Genomic DNA, 13,261 nt, shown 5'->3' with positions numbered 1-13,261 from the left:
GTAGTGTTTAGTTAGTAGCGTTGAGCCATCGAGCGAAGCTCTGCAACCAGTTTTCGGCGGTTTCCGGGTCTACGTGGCTGAAGCAGTTTGAAAACGACGAGGTTCGACGCTTCAGCTCTCGAAAAATCCGTTCAATAGCGTTCCGATTTCCGTGGTGACACATCCGAAATCGGAGTCCGGCTCGTTGAAGTGCGGTTTGGAGGTGTTGAGCGCCATCGACGAGAAAGACGGCAGTTTTGACATCGTGTTTTTGCCGAAGTTCGCGCAGGAAAATTTCTGTGAGGGTGGTCGTAGTCGTCGCAAATAGCCGGACGTGAAGCAGTTCGTTTGATTGCGGATCGGCGGCGGCGTACAGCCAGAATTGCTGATCGTTGATCCGAATCACTGTTTCGTCGAGCGCAATTTGATTCGGAGATTTCCCAGATTCTGGCTGTAGATCGGCTTTCTGCACCCAATCGTGGACGGCTTTGCGACTGCGTTGGACACCCAAATCTTCGAGTAATTCGACGGTATTCGACAGTGACAATCCCGCAACGTGCGATTGAATACCCAGTGCCATCGCGGACTCGGGTGTCCGCTCGCGCTCCACAAAATCCAAATCAATCCAGTCTCTATCTCCGCTGAGGCGGCTGATTTCTGGCATAGGCACCAAGAAATCCGTCCGCCTCACTTTTCACGCTTAACTAAACACGATGGACCATACCGCCAGTACTGATTTATGCTCTCTCTTTTACTAGTCAGGTATGTTTACTGACCGAACCACGTTGATTGCCGGTTTATTCGTACTACTCGTGGGGGCAGGAGTGCTGGCAGGCACAGTCGCTGCACAGTCTCAGGTCACACTCACAGTCACTGTCGTCGATCAGGACGGCGACCCGCTCAGTGGTATCGATATCACAGCGACGTGGGACGACGGTGCGGGCGGACCGGCCAACGAGACGACACGGGCGAATGGTCAAGCGCTCGTCGACGTGCCGGGGGGCGCAAACGTTTCCCTCCAGATAGACGACGACGAGTACGTCCGAAACGTCCCGTATGTCGTTGAGGACGCCGAGTCGGAGCCCATCGAAGTCGCAGTCTCGGAGTCGGCGACGGCGACGGTCAACGCTGTGAACACGAACGGTGAACCCGCGACGGACGCCCGCGTCCGCCTGTACCGCGACGGGAACTACGTGGTCGACCGGAACACCGGGGACGACGGGGCCATTACGACACAGCGCATCGAGGAAGGGGAGTACAGCGTTATCGTCACGAAGCCGGGGTTCTACCGCAACCTCTCCACTGTTGCTGTCTCCGACGAGACGACCGCGACAGTCGAGATACGGGAAGGGTCGGTCCTGCTGGAAGCCACCGTCGCTGACGACCACTTCGATGAGCCGCGACCGATTCGGGACGCCACCGTCCGCGTCGAATCCGACGACCGGTCCGGCGGGACCGTCCCGACACTCGCCGACGGGACGGCCTCGGTCAGCGTCCCGGTCAACGACCGCTACGACGTGATCGTGACCAAGGAAGGATACGAGACGGTCGAACAACAAGTGAGGATTCGCGAGAGCGCGAAGTCGATCAACGTCACGATCCAGCGGACGCCCGAGATTGTGCTCACGCCCGATAACAGACAGGTCATCGTGGACGCAAACGTCCGGCTAACAGTGGTCGACGAGTACGACAACCCGGTGGCGAACGCGACAGTGACCCGGAACGGGACCGAGGTCGGACAGACCGACGCGGACGGCGAAATAACCGCGACGGTCCCGACGGCCGGCAACGTCACCTTCGCTGCGTCGTCCGGGGACCTCACGACGACGACGAACGTCACCGTCTTCAGACCGGGCGAGGAGACGACGACAGGGGGAGCGGCTACGACGCCGGAACAGACGGCGACGGCGACCGAGACCACTGACGGTAGCGGCCCGGGCTTCACTGTCGCCCTGACGATGGCCGCACTGCTCGCGGTGGCTGTCCTCGCACGCCGACGACGCTAACGGGACGCTTTTCCCCGCGAGGGCCGCATGACCGTGCAATGACTGTTCTTGAGTCCGTCCACGAGGCCCACGGAGCGACGTTCAGGGAGGTCGGCGGTCGGCGCGTCGTCGACAACTACGGGCGACCGGAGCGGACCCACCGTGCGGTTCGGAACGTTGTCGGAGCGATGGAGTACGGCTACGGCGTGATCGTCGTCACCGGCGAGGACCGCGTCGACTACGTCGACAACGCCGTTTCGAACCGCGTGCCCGACGAGGACGGCGCGGGCTGTTACGCGCTCTTACTCGATCCGGACGGTCGCGTGGACACGGACATGTACGTCTACAACGCCGGTGAGCGACTACTCGTGTTCACGCCGCCACAGAAGGCCGAGGACCTCGCGGCCGACTGGGCGGACAAGACGTTCATTCAGGATGTCGAGTTCGATGTCGCAACGGATGAGTTCGCTATCTTCGGCGTCCACGGACCCAAGGCGACCGAGAAAATCGCCAGCGTGCTTCACCAGACCGGGACCCCGCCAGCGCCGCTGACGTTCGAGCGGGGCGAGCTCGGCGACGCCGGCGTCTCGGTCATCCGGACGGACAACCTCGCCGGCGAGGAGAGCTACGACGTGGTCTGTAGCGCCGACGACGCCGAGCCGGTCTTCGACACGCTCGTCAACCGCGGGCTCAATGCCGTCCCCTTCGGTTACCAGACCTGGGAGACGCTCACGCTGGAAGCGGGGACGCCGCTGTTTGACACGGAGATCGAAGGCGCGCTCCCGAACGACCTGGGCCTGCGCAACGCCCTGGACTTCGAGAAGGGGTGTTACGTCGGCCAGGAGGTCGTCTCCCGAATCGAGAACCGCGGCCATCCGACCCAGCGGCTGGTCGGCCTCGCCGTCGAGGCGTGTCCCGACCCCGGTGCCGCGGTGTTCGCCGGCGACGAGCACGTCGGCGACGTGACCCGCGCCGGCCGGAGTCCGATGCGGGAAGCCCCGATTGCCCTTGCGAATCTCAGTTGGGAACGGCCCGAAGACGCTCTGACGATTCGCGTCGACGGCGACCCGGTCAGCGCACAGCAGGTCGACCTGCCCTTCATCGACGGATCGGCGCAGTCGGCGCGGCTGCCGAGCTACGAGTAACGATTCTCACTCCAGCTCGATAGCTGCCCGCCCGCTGGTCGCGCTCCGGATCCGGTCCCGCAGTTCGCTGCCCTCGACGGTAGGCACCCGAACGTCGAAGACGACTTCGGCCTCGTAGTCAGCATCAAACTCGACGCTTGCTGATTCAAGCAGGCTTCGAACGCTGCCGGAGTCGTTGTAGGCGACGGTTACGGTGAACTGCTCGTGGGGCACCTCCTCGACCACACCGGCGTCGTCGACACCCTCCTTCACCGCCTTGGAGTAGGCACTGGCTAGGCCACCGACACCGAGGTTCGTCCCGCCGTAGTAGCGCGTAACGACGGCGACGACGTTCTCGATCTCGCGCTGCTGGAGGACGTTCAGTGCGGGGTCGCCGGCACTGCCGCTTGGCTCGCCGTCGTCGCTGGCATACTCCCGAAACGGATCCGCTCGGACGCGATAGGCGGGGACGTTGTGGGTCGCGTCGGCGTACTCCTCGCCGACGGCGTCGACGAACGCTTCGGCGGCTTCGACGGTCGTTGCGGGCGCGACGCGGCCGATGAACTCTGAGCCCCGTACCTCGAAGCGCGCCTCGCCGCGGCCCGGCACGGTCCGGTAGCTGTCCGTCACAAATCGGGATACACCCGGTGGCGGAATAGCGCTTGTCGTTCGCGCTTTCCGCGGCCACAAGTCGAGTCAGTCCGTGCCGTCGCCGGACTGCCGTGATCCCCAGACCCGCTTGTCAAGCAGTTTGACGGCCATACCGTCTCGAACGCGGAGCTGACAGGAGAGACGCGGGTAGCCGAATCGGTCGGCGAGGTCGTCGTGCCAGTGATCGGGGTCGGGCGCGTCGGCGAGCCGGACGCCACAGGTGGCACAGATGCCGCGGCCGCCGCAGTTGACCCGTTTCGCGTACCGGCCATGCGGCGAGAGGCCGGCATCGAGGAGGACATCTCGGAGGACGGCACCGACCTCTGCAGTGAGTTCGTGGATTTCGCCGGCGGGCGTCTCGACGGTGAGTGTTGCTGGCATCGTCAGAGTTGTTGAATGTGCGTGTCGCCGAACTCCCGGTCAGCGTATTTCAGCCCGAAGCCGAACAGCCGGTCCGCCCCGATGTGGGCGGTCCAGACGAGCGCCGCACCGACGGCGATCTCCATCGCAGCGACGACGCCGATGACGGCCAGCAGTCCCGGAGCCAGGTACGTGTGGACCACGTTGTAGCTGGCCGCACCGACGCGCGTGCTGTGGAGATAGCCAGCCATCGAAATATCGGGGGCCAGAATCAGGGCGAGAAAGAGGAGCAGGGACCGCCCCTGCAGGACGTACAGCGCGGTCGCCCCAGCACCGACGAGTGCTCCTTCGAGGCGGACAAGCGTTCGCGGATTCATACCGGATTGTGGGCGGGACCCGTCAAAAATCGGCCGGCGCTACGCCAGTTCGATAGTCCGGACGAACGCCAGCCGGCGGATTTCGTTGATGAGGTCGCCGGGGAGTTCCTCGTCGGTGATGACGTACAGTTTCGGTTCGTCGGTGAACTCGGGGTCCTCGCTCAGAACCTGCCGGATAGAGATGTCTCGGTCGGCGATGGCCGAGGTGACCGTCGAGACGATGCCGGATTCGTCGGCGGCCCGAACGGTGACTGTGACTGCGTGCAGATCGAGTACCGGCGCGAGGTCGAGCAGGCTCGGTACGGAGGAGATGTTGCGGAAGATGCGCCGCAGATCGTCGTCGTCGAGAATCGCGTCCGTCGTGGCGTTAACCACGCGGCGGTCGACGCCGGCCTCGCGGGCGATGCCCGTGTTCGGGATTTCGATGCCACCCGAGACGACACGGCCGTCCTCGTTGACCGAGAACCCCCGTTCCAGCAGCAGGCGGATGACATCCTGCTGGCCGGGAGAGTCCTCGAACTTCTGCATGATCTCGTCGAACATGCGGAAGTCATTGCAGGCGGACTGCTTCCGTCTTGGGGTTTCTAAAACCCTTAAGTGGGGGCAAGAACACCGGCATCAGAAACCCGATAAATCCAAGGTTTCAAGTGCTATGAGTGGAAATATGCACATGTGCATACTGAAGGGAAGAAATATGCCTTTCAGTTATTCACCACCGCGCTGTCCGTCGGTTCGGTGCGGTGTTACGTCGCATGTCTGATACCGACACAACCGAACACAGAGTGGAACGTCAAACCGATAGGACTGGAGGAATCGCCAGCGAATCAACGAACGCCGACGTTGACGCGATAGCGGAAGCAGTAGCAGAGAAACTGCAACACGACGACGGGGCCGACGACATCGAGGATCAACGGCCCAAGTGGGTGTTCAAGCAGTTCAAGGAACACTGGAAGGCCGACGAAAAAGCACACTCGGCACTGCAACCGTACGAGAGTGCTTGGCGACAGTTCTGTGAGTGGATGGATGAGCAGGGACACATCTATCTCACGGATCTCACGGCGAGTTTTCCCGGACGGCATGACGACTGGATCGTGGCTCACGACGAGTACGACAAGACGAAACTCAGTCGTAGCATGCACCTGTCACGGATCAAGACAGTCGTTCGACACGCACAGTCGAGGGGCTGGATCGATCCGTCCGACGTGCCCGACGACGAGACGTGGGACGCCGTGAAACCGGAGGTAGACGACGACGAAAAGATCCGCTCGAATCCGCTACCGCCCGAACGCGGGGAGCAAATCACGAAGTGGGTTCGTGCCAACCACTTCGGGGGTCGTGCGCATGTCCTCTGGTTGCTTCTGTTCAGGTACGGGTTCCGGGTGTCTGCGATTCGGGCACTGGATCGGGACGACTTGAGACTGTCCAAGCCCGACGACTGGCCGGAGGAACAAGGGTTTCAGCCCCACCTTCGGCTCAAGGATCGGCCCGAACTGGGGGGCGAAGACGACAAGGGACTGCCCCTCAAGAACAAGCGGGAGGAACTGGCGGGCCGTCTTGTTCCCCTGCAACCGGAGCATGCCGAAGTGTTCCGTCACTACGTCGAGAACGGGAGCGAGCACGGAGCCACGGACTCCCGGAAGGAACACGACGAACCGGACGAGTACGGGCTGTATGGCCTACTCACTGGGGAACACAACGCCCGTCTGTCGGGCCGAACCGTCAGGGAACGGGCACACTGGCTCACTTGCCCGACGACGTACGGAGACGAGTGTCAGTGTGACGGGTGTCGTGAGTACCGGGCCGAACACGGACGCAACCCCTACCCCTCGAAGGTGTATAAGCACTGCAACGAGACTCGAAGCCCGCACCAAGTCCGTCACGGAGCAATCACCAGTCTGTTGGACGATCACAGCCACTCGACAGTCGCCAACATCGTCGGAACGTCGCCCGACACACTGAGAGACGTGTACGATAGGGCTGACGAGTACCGGCGGATGAACCGGGTAGCCGACGACTGGCTGTCAGGTTGAACCGTTCGCCGTTTCGTAGGAGACGCCGTTAGGTGGCTCACCAACACGAATGTGCCGGTTACGAGGGCAGGCTTTTTGTGTTCAGTTGGTTACCAATTACGTATGGACAGACGGACGTTTCTCCGCAGTTCAGCGTCTGTGGCGTCAGTATCGGCAATTGCCGGGTGTTCGGCACTCGGTGGCTCGTCAGACTACACGTTTGAAAATGCGGGTGATGACGCATGGGAGTCGTGGGACTTTCAGACACAAGGGGGCCGATTCGTAGCGGGCGGACGATTCAGCCTTGAACCCGGAGAATGGACATCACAGGGGTTCTCGTCGTCAATCAACATCCGATTGACATACGACTTCAACATCACAGGAGGCAACGGGGTTGACTTCTACATCATCGACGGCGACGAGATGGAAGATTTCGAGGAGCGGGATGATCCCAACTTTGATTTTTCAGATCAGATAGAGGGGATAGGTGCAGCATCGACAGACGTAACCAGTCCGGAATACGCTGTCATTCTCGACAACACGCAGTTCGGAGAGATGGGAACGGGCGGGAATACGTCGTCCGGGACACTCCGACTCGAAGGACGACCATTATGATACCCAGTTATCGCTCTGAATTACGTACTCATTAACGCCGAAATTGTACAGTCGTCCAAATTGGTGCCAGTCCGAATCGGTTAGATTAAGGACTTCCTAATAATCCAGGGCGGAATAGAGTGAAAAATATGTCTTGCCTTGTATAGTAGCACGACGAATGTCCATAACCCACGAAAGTGTTAAAAGGCTCAGGAACGACTTACCAACTGCCAAGTTGTGCTTTACGCACGACTGGGCGCCCAGAAGCGAATCGTTGGTGTGTGCCCACGGGCCATCAACCTTCGGGCGCACACGCCAGCAGTCTACCCCACTGCGTGGGTGACGCAATAGGGCAACTGCGCAACTGGTAGTTGTCGTCCATGCGTGTTTAACGTTGTGCCCTGTTGATTTCAACGCAGCCACCATGAAAAATGGCGAAAGAACACGCTGAAGACGAGATTCGAGACGAGAAAAGCAACGCTCACAGTACGGACGAACAGGTTGAAATCTCTCACGGGATGTGGGATTACGACGTAGGCCCGGCACACGACGGGATCAAGCGGGCAAACGTCGAAGATGAACTACACCTGGACCTTGATCATAAACCGAAAACGTCGCTAAAGCATCTGGTAGACATCGACATGGTCGAGGAGTTCCGACGGCCCGGCCCGGACACCTTCGTAATCGCCGACTGGCGAGACGAAGACGCTTTCATCATGGGCGAAGTCGAAGAAACGGCTACTGAGGCTATCGAAGCCCTCATAGACCACATGCACGACGACGACCCGATAGAGGGCGACGATACTCCCGCCGTGGCCGACGGAGCAGGGCCAACCATTCGCAACACTGTCGCCTCTGCCTTCGACTACAAACCAGCTGCGGTCGAAGAACAACTGCGCATCGGGGATCCGCTGGAGAAGTTGAACGACGCAGTCGAGGCGATACAGGAGGAGGACGACCTCGAAACCCGCGACGACTACGGCGAGATCGTATTCATCAACCAAGCCTATCGCTACCGGTTGACGCCGAAGGCGGTGCGACTCTACGAAAGAGACGAGGAGGACGACGAGTAAGATGACTGGATTCGGAGAACGAAACCCAGAGGATACCGGTGACGGTTTCGGAGACAGGACTGAGTGTCCCGTCTGTGCAGAGGAAGGCAGTGAGCATGCAATTCGCTCACACCTTCTGAACGCTCATGGATGGTCGCAGCAGCAAGTAGACGAGGAGTTTACCGACCCTGAACTCACAAAGGTTTCCGGACCATCAGAACCGGTTTCCGACCGCGATACGACTCCGGCATACGGAACTCCAGCAGGTGATGACGGGCCTGTTGATGAGCCAATTGACAAGTCGCAGTATACAGAGGTCGAGAGCGAGCACGACCTATGCGACTGTGACCCGAAGCACAAGGAAACACAGACAGTCCAACAGAAGAAAGGGGGCAAACTCGGCCCTATCGGTGGACAACACGGGGACGGTACAACCGTCATCATCTGTACGAAGTGTGGAGGACGGTTCTACGAGGATGATGGTGGATTCGGCTCTGACATCCTCCCCGGACCGGGGCCGTTCTAAGCCACCCCCTCACTGGAGTACCGTAACCCGGCGCCCCACCACAGGGCATTCATTCACCCGGACTCGTCGCCGTCGTCGGACTGATACGATTCGTCCGCGATCTCCCGGAACCGGGACGTATGCCGTCCATTGTGCATCGGACGCCACAGTGAGACGCCGTCCGTATCGAGTGAGTCGTCGGTTCCGAGACGCATGTGCGCACACCATATTTCGGCGTATCTGGGCAAGCCACGGGCGTCTACAAGCGTTTTCAGCATCGGCAGGTTGTTTCCTACCTCGTGCGGAAGGGCCGTCGTATCGCCCCGTGCACCGTCCACATCGGTCCCTCTGTCGGCCACCCGTTCCGGCGTCGTCACTGCCGACGAGTCGTGCGTTTGGACGGACACATGTACGTCGGCGTCGGTGGCGTCTATCAGGGGCGCGAAGTCTGATTCGGACACGTCGCCCGGTATCCAGTAGAACGAGTGTGCGTGTGTCGTCACTACACCGTCGTTTGGGGCGTCGGGGTATGGTACTCTGTCGTCCCCACCCGGCCCCAGTTTCGGGGCCAACAGGGAGACACCGGCGTACTCCCGATATACTCCCAGTTCCTTCAGCAGTTCCCGCCGGGTTCGGGTGACTTTCCGGGGGTAGAAGCCCGTTGCGTGTTCGGCCACCATCTCGTCGTCGTCCGGTACACCTCTGTCGTAGGTGACGAGAACGGTGCTGAAAGTGTCGTACTCCGAGACGAAGTGACGGCCCACGTCTTTGGCGCGAGCGTATCGCCGGTTTGCCGTGTGACGGGAGTACGTGTGCCCCATCGCATCGTCGTTGTTCTTCTGTTCCAACCAGTTCCGGAATCGTTCGACAGCGTCGGGCGTCTCTGTGTCCGGATCTGTTGGGGCGTCGGTGTATGGTACTCCAGCATCTGGTTTCCACAGTTCGCCGAACAAGCCCCCCTGCTCCGGCACAGTGACGGTGTCGGCGTGACGGACTCCGGCGTCGGCGAGCAACTGGGTGATCTCCTCGTCGGCGTACCCGTTGGCTTCTGCTTGCCGACAGACTTCGACGACGGGGAGGGACTCCCCGGCTTCGACACCCACGAACTTCCCGGCTTCGACCGCAAGCCGTCGCACGGTTTCGCCGGACGGCTCTGGGGCGTCGGAATCGCCACGCACCGAAACGTTTTTATGCGTGGCGCTCATACTGTCAGTTAGCACAGGGACTCACCCCGTGCGAACCCAAGCCGATTCTCGTTGACTCCGGTGTAGTGACGTACACCGTACTCCTCTGCTTTCAGACTGCATACAGACATGTTTGCGACAATAGGTGTCCCGTCGGTGACGGGAGAATCGGGACGAGAGTGTCCGAGCGGGACAGAAAGCGGGGTTTCAGCCCTACCCTGCCTTCGTATGCGATATACAGCATACCGGACTCTCAGCCCACATACTACCAGTTACCGGCCTTTCTTGTTCCCCGACTCCTCGTGTACGATGTAGGCGAGAAACTGGGCCACGTCGTCGTCCGGCCCTTCGGCTTCGATGTCGTCCCGACTCATTCGGGACGCCCGACGACTCCGCTGTGCAAGCCGGACAAGCGCGTCATGCTTGCTACGGACACCGTCGTCGTCTACCCGGATCGTGTATTCTTTCATTCGTCCACCAGCCCGGCGTCGGCCAAGTCGTCCCTTACCAGTTCCTTCATGTACTGCGCAGCGTCGGCGTCGGCGTCCTCGACTTCCGCAGCCAGTTCGTCCCGGCCTGCGTTACGGAGTTGTCGGGCACGCTTGGACTGCAACTGTTCGATACGACGACGAACAGCCTGCTCGTACTCGTCGGACACTTCCAGCGTCACCTTCATTCGTCGTCACCTCGGGCCTGCTGTACGGCGTGACGGACAGCGTGTCGGAGAGCAACGTCGGAATCGCCAAAGACGGCGTCCCGGTACTCCCGAACCAGTTGCTTGTCGGCTCGCTTCATCCACATACTCGTTTCTTCTGACATATCTGCACTCATGCGACGGAAAGGGTGGGCCTTGCCGGTTTAATCCCGACTTCCCGGCCCAGTGTCGAACAGCACACCGATGTTGCTGCACTGCGATCACACACACTGCGCAGAGGGCCATGACTGGGGCCGTGTGCAGGTTGCCGTTTCCGACAACATTATATGGTAGTATTTCCAGATACTTAAACCTTTCGGTGAATAATGCGTAAGCGATAGGGGATTTACTGGTTCCAGAAACCCGGAAATCCTGCGGAACACCCCCGCAAGAGGGGGACGGTGGTATCGAAAAGCCAATATAAAAAACCATAAACATTCTACAATTTGATGTGTTAGGAAAGATAAATCAGTATGAAAACTTGACGAGGGAGGCATACGTTTGTCCCGACGACAAATCAGTTAACCAGAAATATCGTCGTCACTAAACGAAACTGTCTGACTTCCCGACTGCCGACGACGGCGAGTGACAACGAACAACCGCCGGGGTATCTCCGGGAAACCATCGAAAACCGCTCCTGATTTCTAATCGCAAGACTGCGTCGGAGTAGTCTCGACTGGGCCGTTTACGTTGAGAGGGGAGAGGATCAGTGTTTCACACACCCGATTTCAGGGTTTCACACCACCTAAGCCCGCGAAATCGGTGGATTTAGGGGGCAGGAATCCGTAGCAATACACGCACCGAGATGACAGACTGGCAAGTGGTGAATACGCATGTGCTTGCGTCCGGCCAGCACCCGGTTTCTGCCCGTCTGTCTGCAATAACTGATAGTAATCAAACGCCTGCCGAAAAACCAGCAACTATTGCTGGCTACGGCGTTTTCGGGAGTTAGAAGTCATGAAACACCTGGATACAATATTACTATCAGTTATAAACTTCCGGATGTTCTCGTCGAACATACGCAAGGATGGGTATGGGGCCACTAATCGATGCCGACAGCAACCGAAACAGAGGGTGCAGTCGGCTAGAGTTCGCCTTTCGTACTCGCCACGTCGGACCGTCGCTCGTCGATACGAGTCGCGTCGTCGAGTGCCCGCGCCAGCCCCTTGAACAGCGCCTCGATCTCGTGGTGGGCGTTCTCGCCCTCGACGCCGCAGTGCAGCGTCAGCCCGGCGTTCATCGAGAGCGAGCGACAGAAGTGCTGGGCCATGTGGCTGGTCATCCCGCCGACCGAGTCCTGTGAAAATTCGCCGTCGAACGCGAAGTACGGCCGGCCGGAGATGTCGACGACGACGCTCGCGACGGCCTCGTCAAGCGGGACCTTGCGGTCGGCGAATCGGCGGATGCCGCGCTTGTCGTCCAGTGCCTCGGTGAACGCCTCGCCGAGCGTGATGGCGACATCTTCGACGGTGTGGTGGTCGTCGATATCCAGGTCGCCGTCACACTGGACGGTCAGGTCGAACAGCCCGTGGGTAGAAAAGGAGTCGAGCATGTGGTCGAAGAAGCCGATGCCGGTGTCAACTGTACTGTCGCCGTCGCCGTCAACGTCGAGCGTGACTTCGATGTCCGTCTCGGCCGTGGTCCGCGTGACGGCCGCCGTCCGGTCAGTCATACCTATCACCTATCAGGCCGCGTATTTGTGGATTGCGTCCGCACTGGTGTAGAATCTCTGTTGCAGGCGACAGCCAGGGTAGATGGTCCCCACACTCAGCTGTAGTAGCTGTGGTAGTTGTGGTAAAACTTTACTGTTCTGACGCGTACTGTACTGTATGGGAAGTTCAGATGCCGTCCGATTCCGTCCGAAGGAGGTCGGTGAGGCCCTGGAGACGCTGGAATCTCTGCGTGTCGAGGGGTTGAACACGAGCAAATTGGCCCGCGAGGGACTCCGGGCGTTGCTCCCAGAGGTCACGAAAGCAGAGGAGAAACTGGCAGTCTGGAATCAGTTTCGGGCGGGCGAAATCAGCGAAGACGCCGCCCGGGTCCTGCTCGGTGACGAGTTCGAGACGATGCAGGCCGAGGCCGAACAGATGGAGGCCGCTGTGGCTGACGACACGAGTGACCTCGTCCAGTAACTGTTCTGTGCATGTCTGAGACGCGCTATCCGATACTCGCAGACACGAGCGCATTGATCGCCGTCGCGATGTCTGACTACTGGACGACGGCGACGACGACGCTCAAACTGACGACGACCAATATTTGCAGAAACGAACTCCAGCGGCACGTTCGAGAGAACCACGAATACGCACACGACGGGACGAGAGAACACCGGCTCCATCACGGAAGTAAGCGCGTACTCGAAGCGTTTGACGACAGCGACGCGGCGTTCTCGACTGTCACTGTCGTCCCGGCACCGAGTGGCGAGGATGCCGGCGAGATCTCTATCGAGACGGAAATCGAGCAGCACGGGTCTGCGTACCAGGTCATCTGCATAAACGACGTGGCGGCTCGCAACAGGCTCCAGAAACGACAGCAAGAGACCGGAATGAGCTACCGCGTCGTTCCGCCGACGTACCTGCTGTATGTCCTGTTCGACACCGGTGAACTGACGAAAGGTGAGTTCTGTCGCGGCTGTGCAGCGATGATGGAGGGAGAAAATTGGACGACAAAGGGCGCAATCTACGAGATGTGGCGTGCGATTCCCGTCGACTGCTCGGGGTATATAGACGACGATTTCCTGCCGTAGCGGA

The 13,261-nt window shown here is 59.9% G+C and carries 18 protein-coding genes; 8 read left to right on the top strand and 10 right to left on the bottom strand.

What is annotated here, in order from left to right:
• Positions 1-7 precede the first annotated feature (7 nt).
• Complete coding sequence (locus NDI54_RS02205) at positions 8-643, bottom strand: IS6 family transposase (RefSeq protein WP_310894847.1); 636 nt, start codon at positions 641-643, stop codon at positions 8-10.
• A gap of 100 nt (positions 644-743) precedes the next feature.
• Here NDI54_RS02205 and NDI54_RS02200 point away from each other — a divergent pair, with 100 nt between their 5' ends.
• Positions 744-1,985: an Ig-like domain-containing protein gene (locus NDI54_RS02200; RefSeq protein ID WP_310894846.1), complete on the top strand. Its 1,242-nt coding sequence runs from the start codon at positions 744-746 to the stop codon at positions 1,983-1,985.
• A gap of 38 nt (positions 1,986-2,023) precedes the next feature.
• Complete coding sequence (ygfZ, locus tag NDI54_RS02195) at positions 2,024-3,109, top strand: CAF17-like 4Fe-4S cluster assembly/insertion protein YgfZ (RefSeq protein WP_310894845.1); 1,086 nt, start codon at positions 2,024-2,026, stop codon at positions 3,107-3,109.
• A gap of 6 nt (positions 3,110-3,115) precedes the next feature.
• Here the strand turns inward: ygfZ and NDI54_RS02190 are convergent, their stop codons facing one another.
• From NDI54_RS02190 to NDI54_RS02175, 4 genes are all read right to left on the bottom strand, one after another.
• A complete protein-coding gene (locus NDI54_RS02190; protein ID WP_310894844.1) occupies positions 3,116-3,718 on the bottom strand; it encodes an IMPACT family protein in 603 nt (200 codons plus the stop codon).
• A gap of 66 nt (positions 3,719-3,784) precedes the next feature.
• Entirely contained in the window at positions 3,785-4,120 is a 336-nt protein-coding gene (locus NDI54_RS02185) for a 2Fe-2S iron-sulfur cluster-binding protein (protein ID WP_310894843.1), read from the bottom strand.
• A gap of 2 nt (positions 4,121-4,122) precedes the next feature.
• A complete protein-coding gene (locus NDI54_RS02180; RefSeq protein ID WP_310894842.1) occupies positions 4,123-4,476 on the bottom strand; it encodes a DUF4260 domain-containing protein in 354 nt (117 codons plus the stop codon).
• A 39-nt stretch (positions 4,477-4,515) separates the two neighbouring features.
• Positions 4,516-5,019, bottom strand: a complete 504-nt coding sequence (locus NDI54_RS02175) for an ACT domain-containing protein (protein WP_137683421.1) — start codon at positions 5,017-5,019, stop codon at positions 4,516-4,518.
• A 209-nt stretch (positions 5,020-5,228) separates the two neighbouring features.
• Here NDI54_RS02175 and NDI54_RS02170 point away from each other — a divergent pair, with 209 nt between their 5' ends.
• From NDI54_RS02170 to NDI54_RS02155, 4 genes are all read left to right on the top strand, one after another.
• Positions 5,229-6,506, top strand: coding sequence for a phage integrase SAM-like domain-containing protein (locus NDI54_RS02170; RefSeq protein WP_310894841.1), 1,278 nt, complete (start codon positions 5,229-5,231; stop codon positions 6,504-6,506).
• Positions 6,507-6,608: 102 nt separating this feature from the next.
• Positions 6,609-7,100 carry a hypothetical protein gene (locus NDI54_RS02165; protein ID WP_310894840.1) on the top strand — a complete coding sequence of 164 codons (492 nt, stop codon included), beginning with the start codon at positions 6,609-6,611 and terminating at the stop codon, positions 7,098-7,100.
• Between the two features lie 410 nt (positions 7,101-7,510).
• On the top strand, positions 7,511-8,152 hold the full coding sequence (locus NDI54_RS02160; protein ID WP_310894839.1) for a hypothetical protein: 642 nt from the start codon (positions 7,511-7,513) through the stop codon (positions 8,150-8,152).
• Between the two features lies 1 nt (position 8,153).
• Complete coding sequence (locus tag NDI54_RS02155) at positions 8,154-8,657, top strand: hypothetical protein (RefSeq protein WP_310894838.1); 504 nt, start codon at positions 8,154-8,156, stop codon at positions 8,655-8,657.
• 53 nt (positions 8,658-8,710) lie between these two features.
• On the opposite strand, the gene NDI54_RS02150 is transcribed toward NDI54_RS02155, so the two are convergent.
• The 5 genes from NDI54_RS02150 to hisB all read right to left on the bottom strand — a co-directional run bounded on the left by NDI54_RS02150 (position 8,711) and on the right by hisB (position 12,186).
• Positions 8,711-9,814 carry a hypothetical protein gene (locus NDI54_RS02150; protein ID WP_310894837.1) on the bottom strand — a complete coding sequence of 368 codons (1,104 nt, stop codon included), beginning with the start codon at positions 9,812-9,814 and terminating at the stop codon, positions 8,711-8,713.
• 278 nt (positions 9,815-10,092) lie between these two features.
• The gene (locus NDI54_RS02145) at positions 10,093-10,290 is read right to left on the bottom strand and encodes a hypothetical protein (protein WP_310894836.1); all 198 of its coding nucleotides are present in this window, start codon (positions 10,288-10,290) and stop codon (positions 10,093-10,095) included.
• The gene (locus tag NDI54_RS02140) at positions 10,287-10,496 is read right to left on the bottom strand and encodes a hypothetical protein (protein ID WP_310894835.1); all 210 of its coding nucleotides are present in this window, start codon (positions 10,494-10,496) and stop codon (positions 10,287-10,289) included. Before NDI54_RS02140 ends, NDI54_RS02145 begins: the two co-directional genes overlap by 4 nt.
• Complete coding sequence (locus NDI54_RS02135) at positions 10,493-10,651, bottom strand: hypothetical protein (RefSeq protein WP_310894834.1); 159 nt, start codon at positions 10,649-10,651, stop codon at positions 10,493-10,495. Before NDI54_RS02135 ends, NDI54_RS02140 begins: the two co-directional genes overlap by 4 nt.
• Positions 10,652-11,598: 947 nt before the next feature.
• Positions 11,599-12,186, bottom strand: coding sequence for an imidazoleglycerol-phosphate dehydratase HisB (gene hisB, locus NDI54_RS02130; protein WP_310894833.1), 588 nt, complete (start codon positions 12,184-12,186; stop codon positions 11,599-11,601).
• Between the two features lie 157 nt (positions 12,187-12,343).
• On the opposite strand from hisB, the gene NDI54_RS02125 reads away from it, so the two are divergent.
• Complete coding sequence (locus tag NDI54_RS02125; protein ID WP_310894832.1) at positions 12,344-12,646, top strand: hypothetical protein; 303 nt, start codon at positions 12,344-12,346, stop codon at positions 12,644-12,646.
• An 11-nt stretch (positions 12,647-12,657) separates the two neighbouring features.
• Entirely contained in the window at positions 12,658-13,257 is a 600-nt protein-coding gene (locus tag NDI54_RS02120) for a hypothetical protein (protein WP_310894831.1), read from the top strand.
• Positions 13,258-13,261: the final 4 nt, after the last annotated feature.

It is taken from the genome of Haloarcula terrestris, assembly GCF_031624315.1.
Taxonomy (GTDB): domain Archaea; phylum Halobacteriota; class Halobacteria; order Halobacteriales; family Haloarculaceae; genus Haloarcula; species Haloarcula terrestris.
This window is presented reverse-complemented; position numbering and strand designations above follow the sequence as displayed.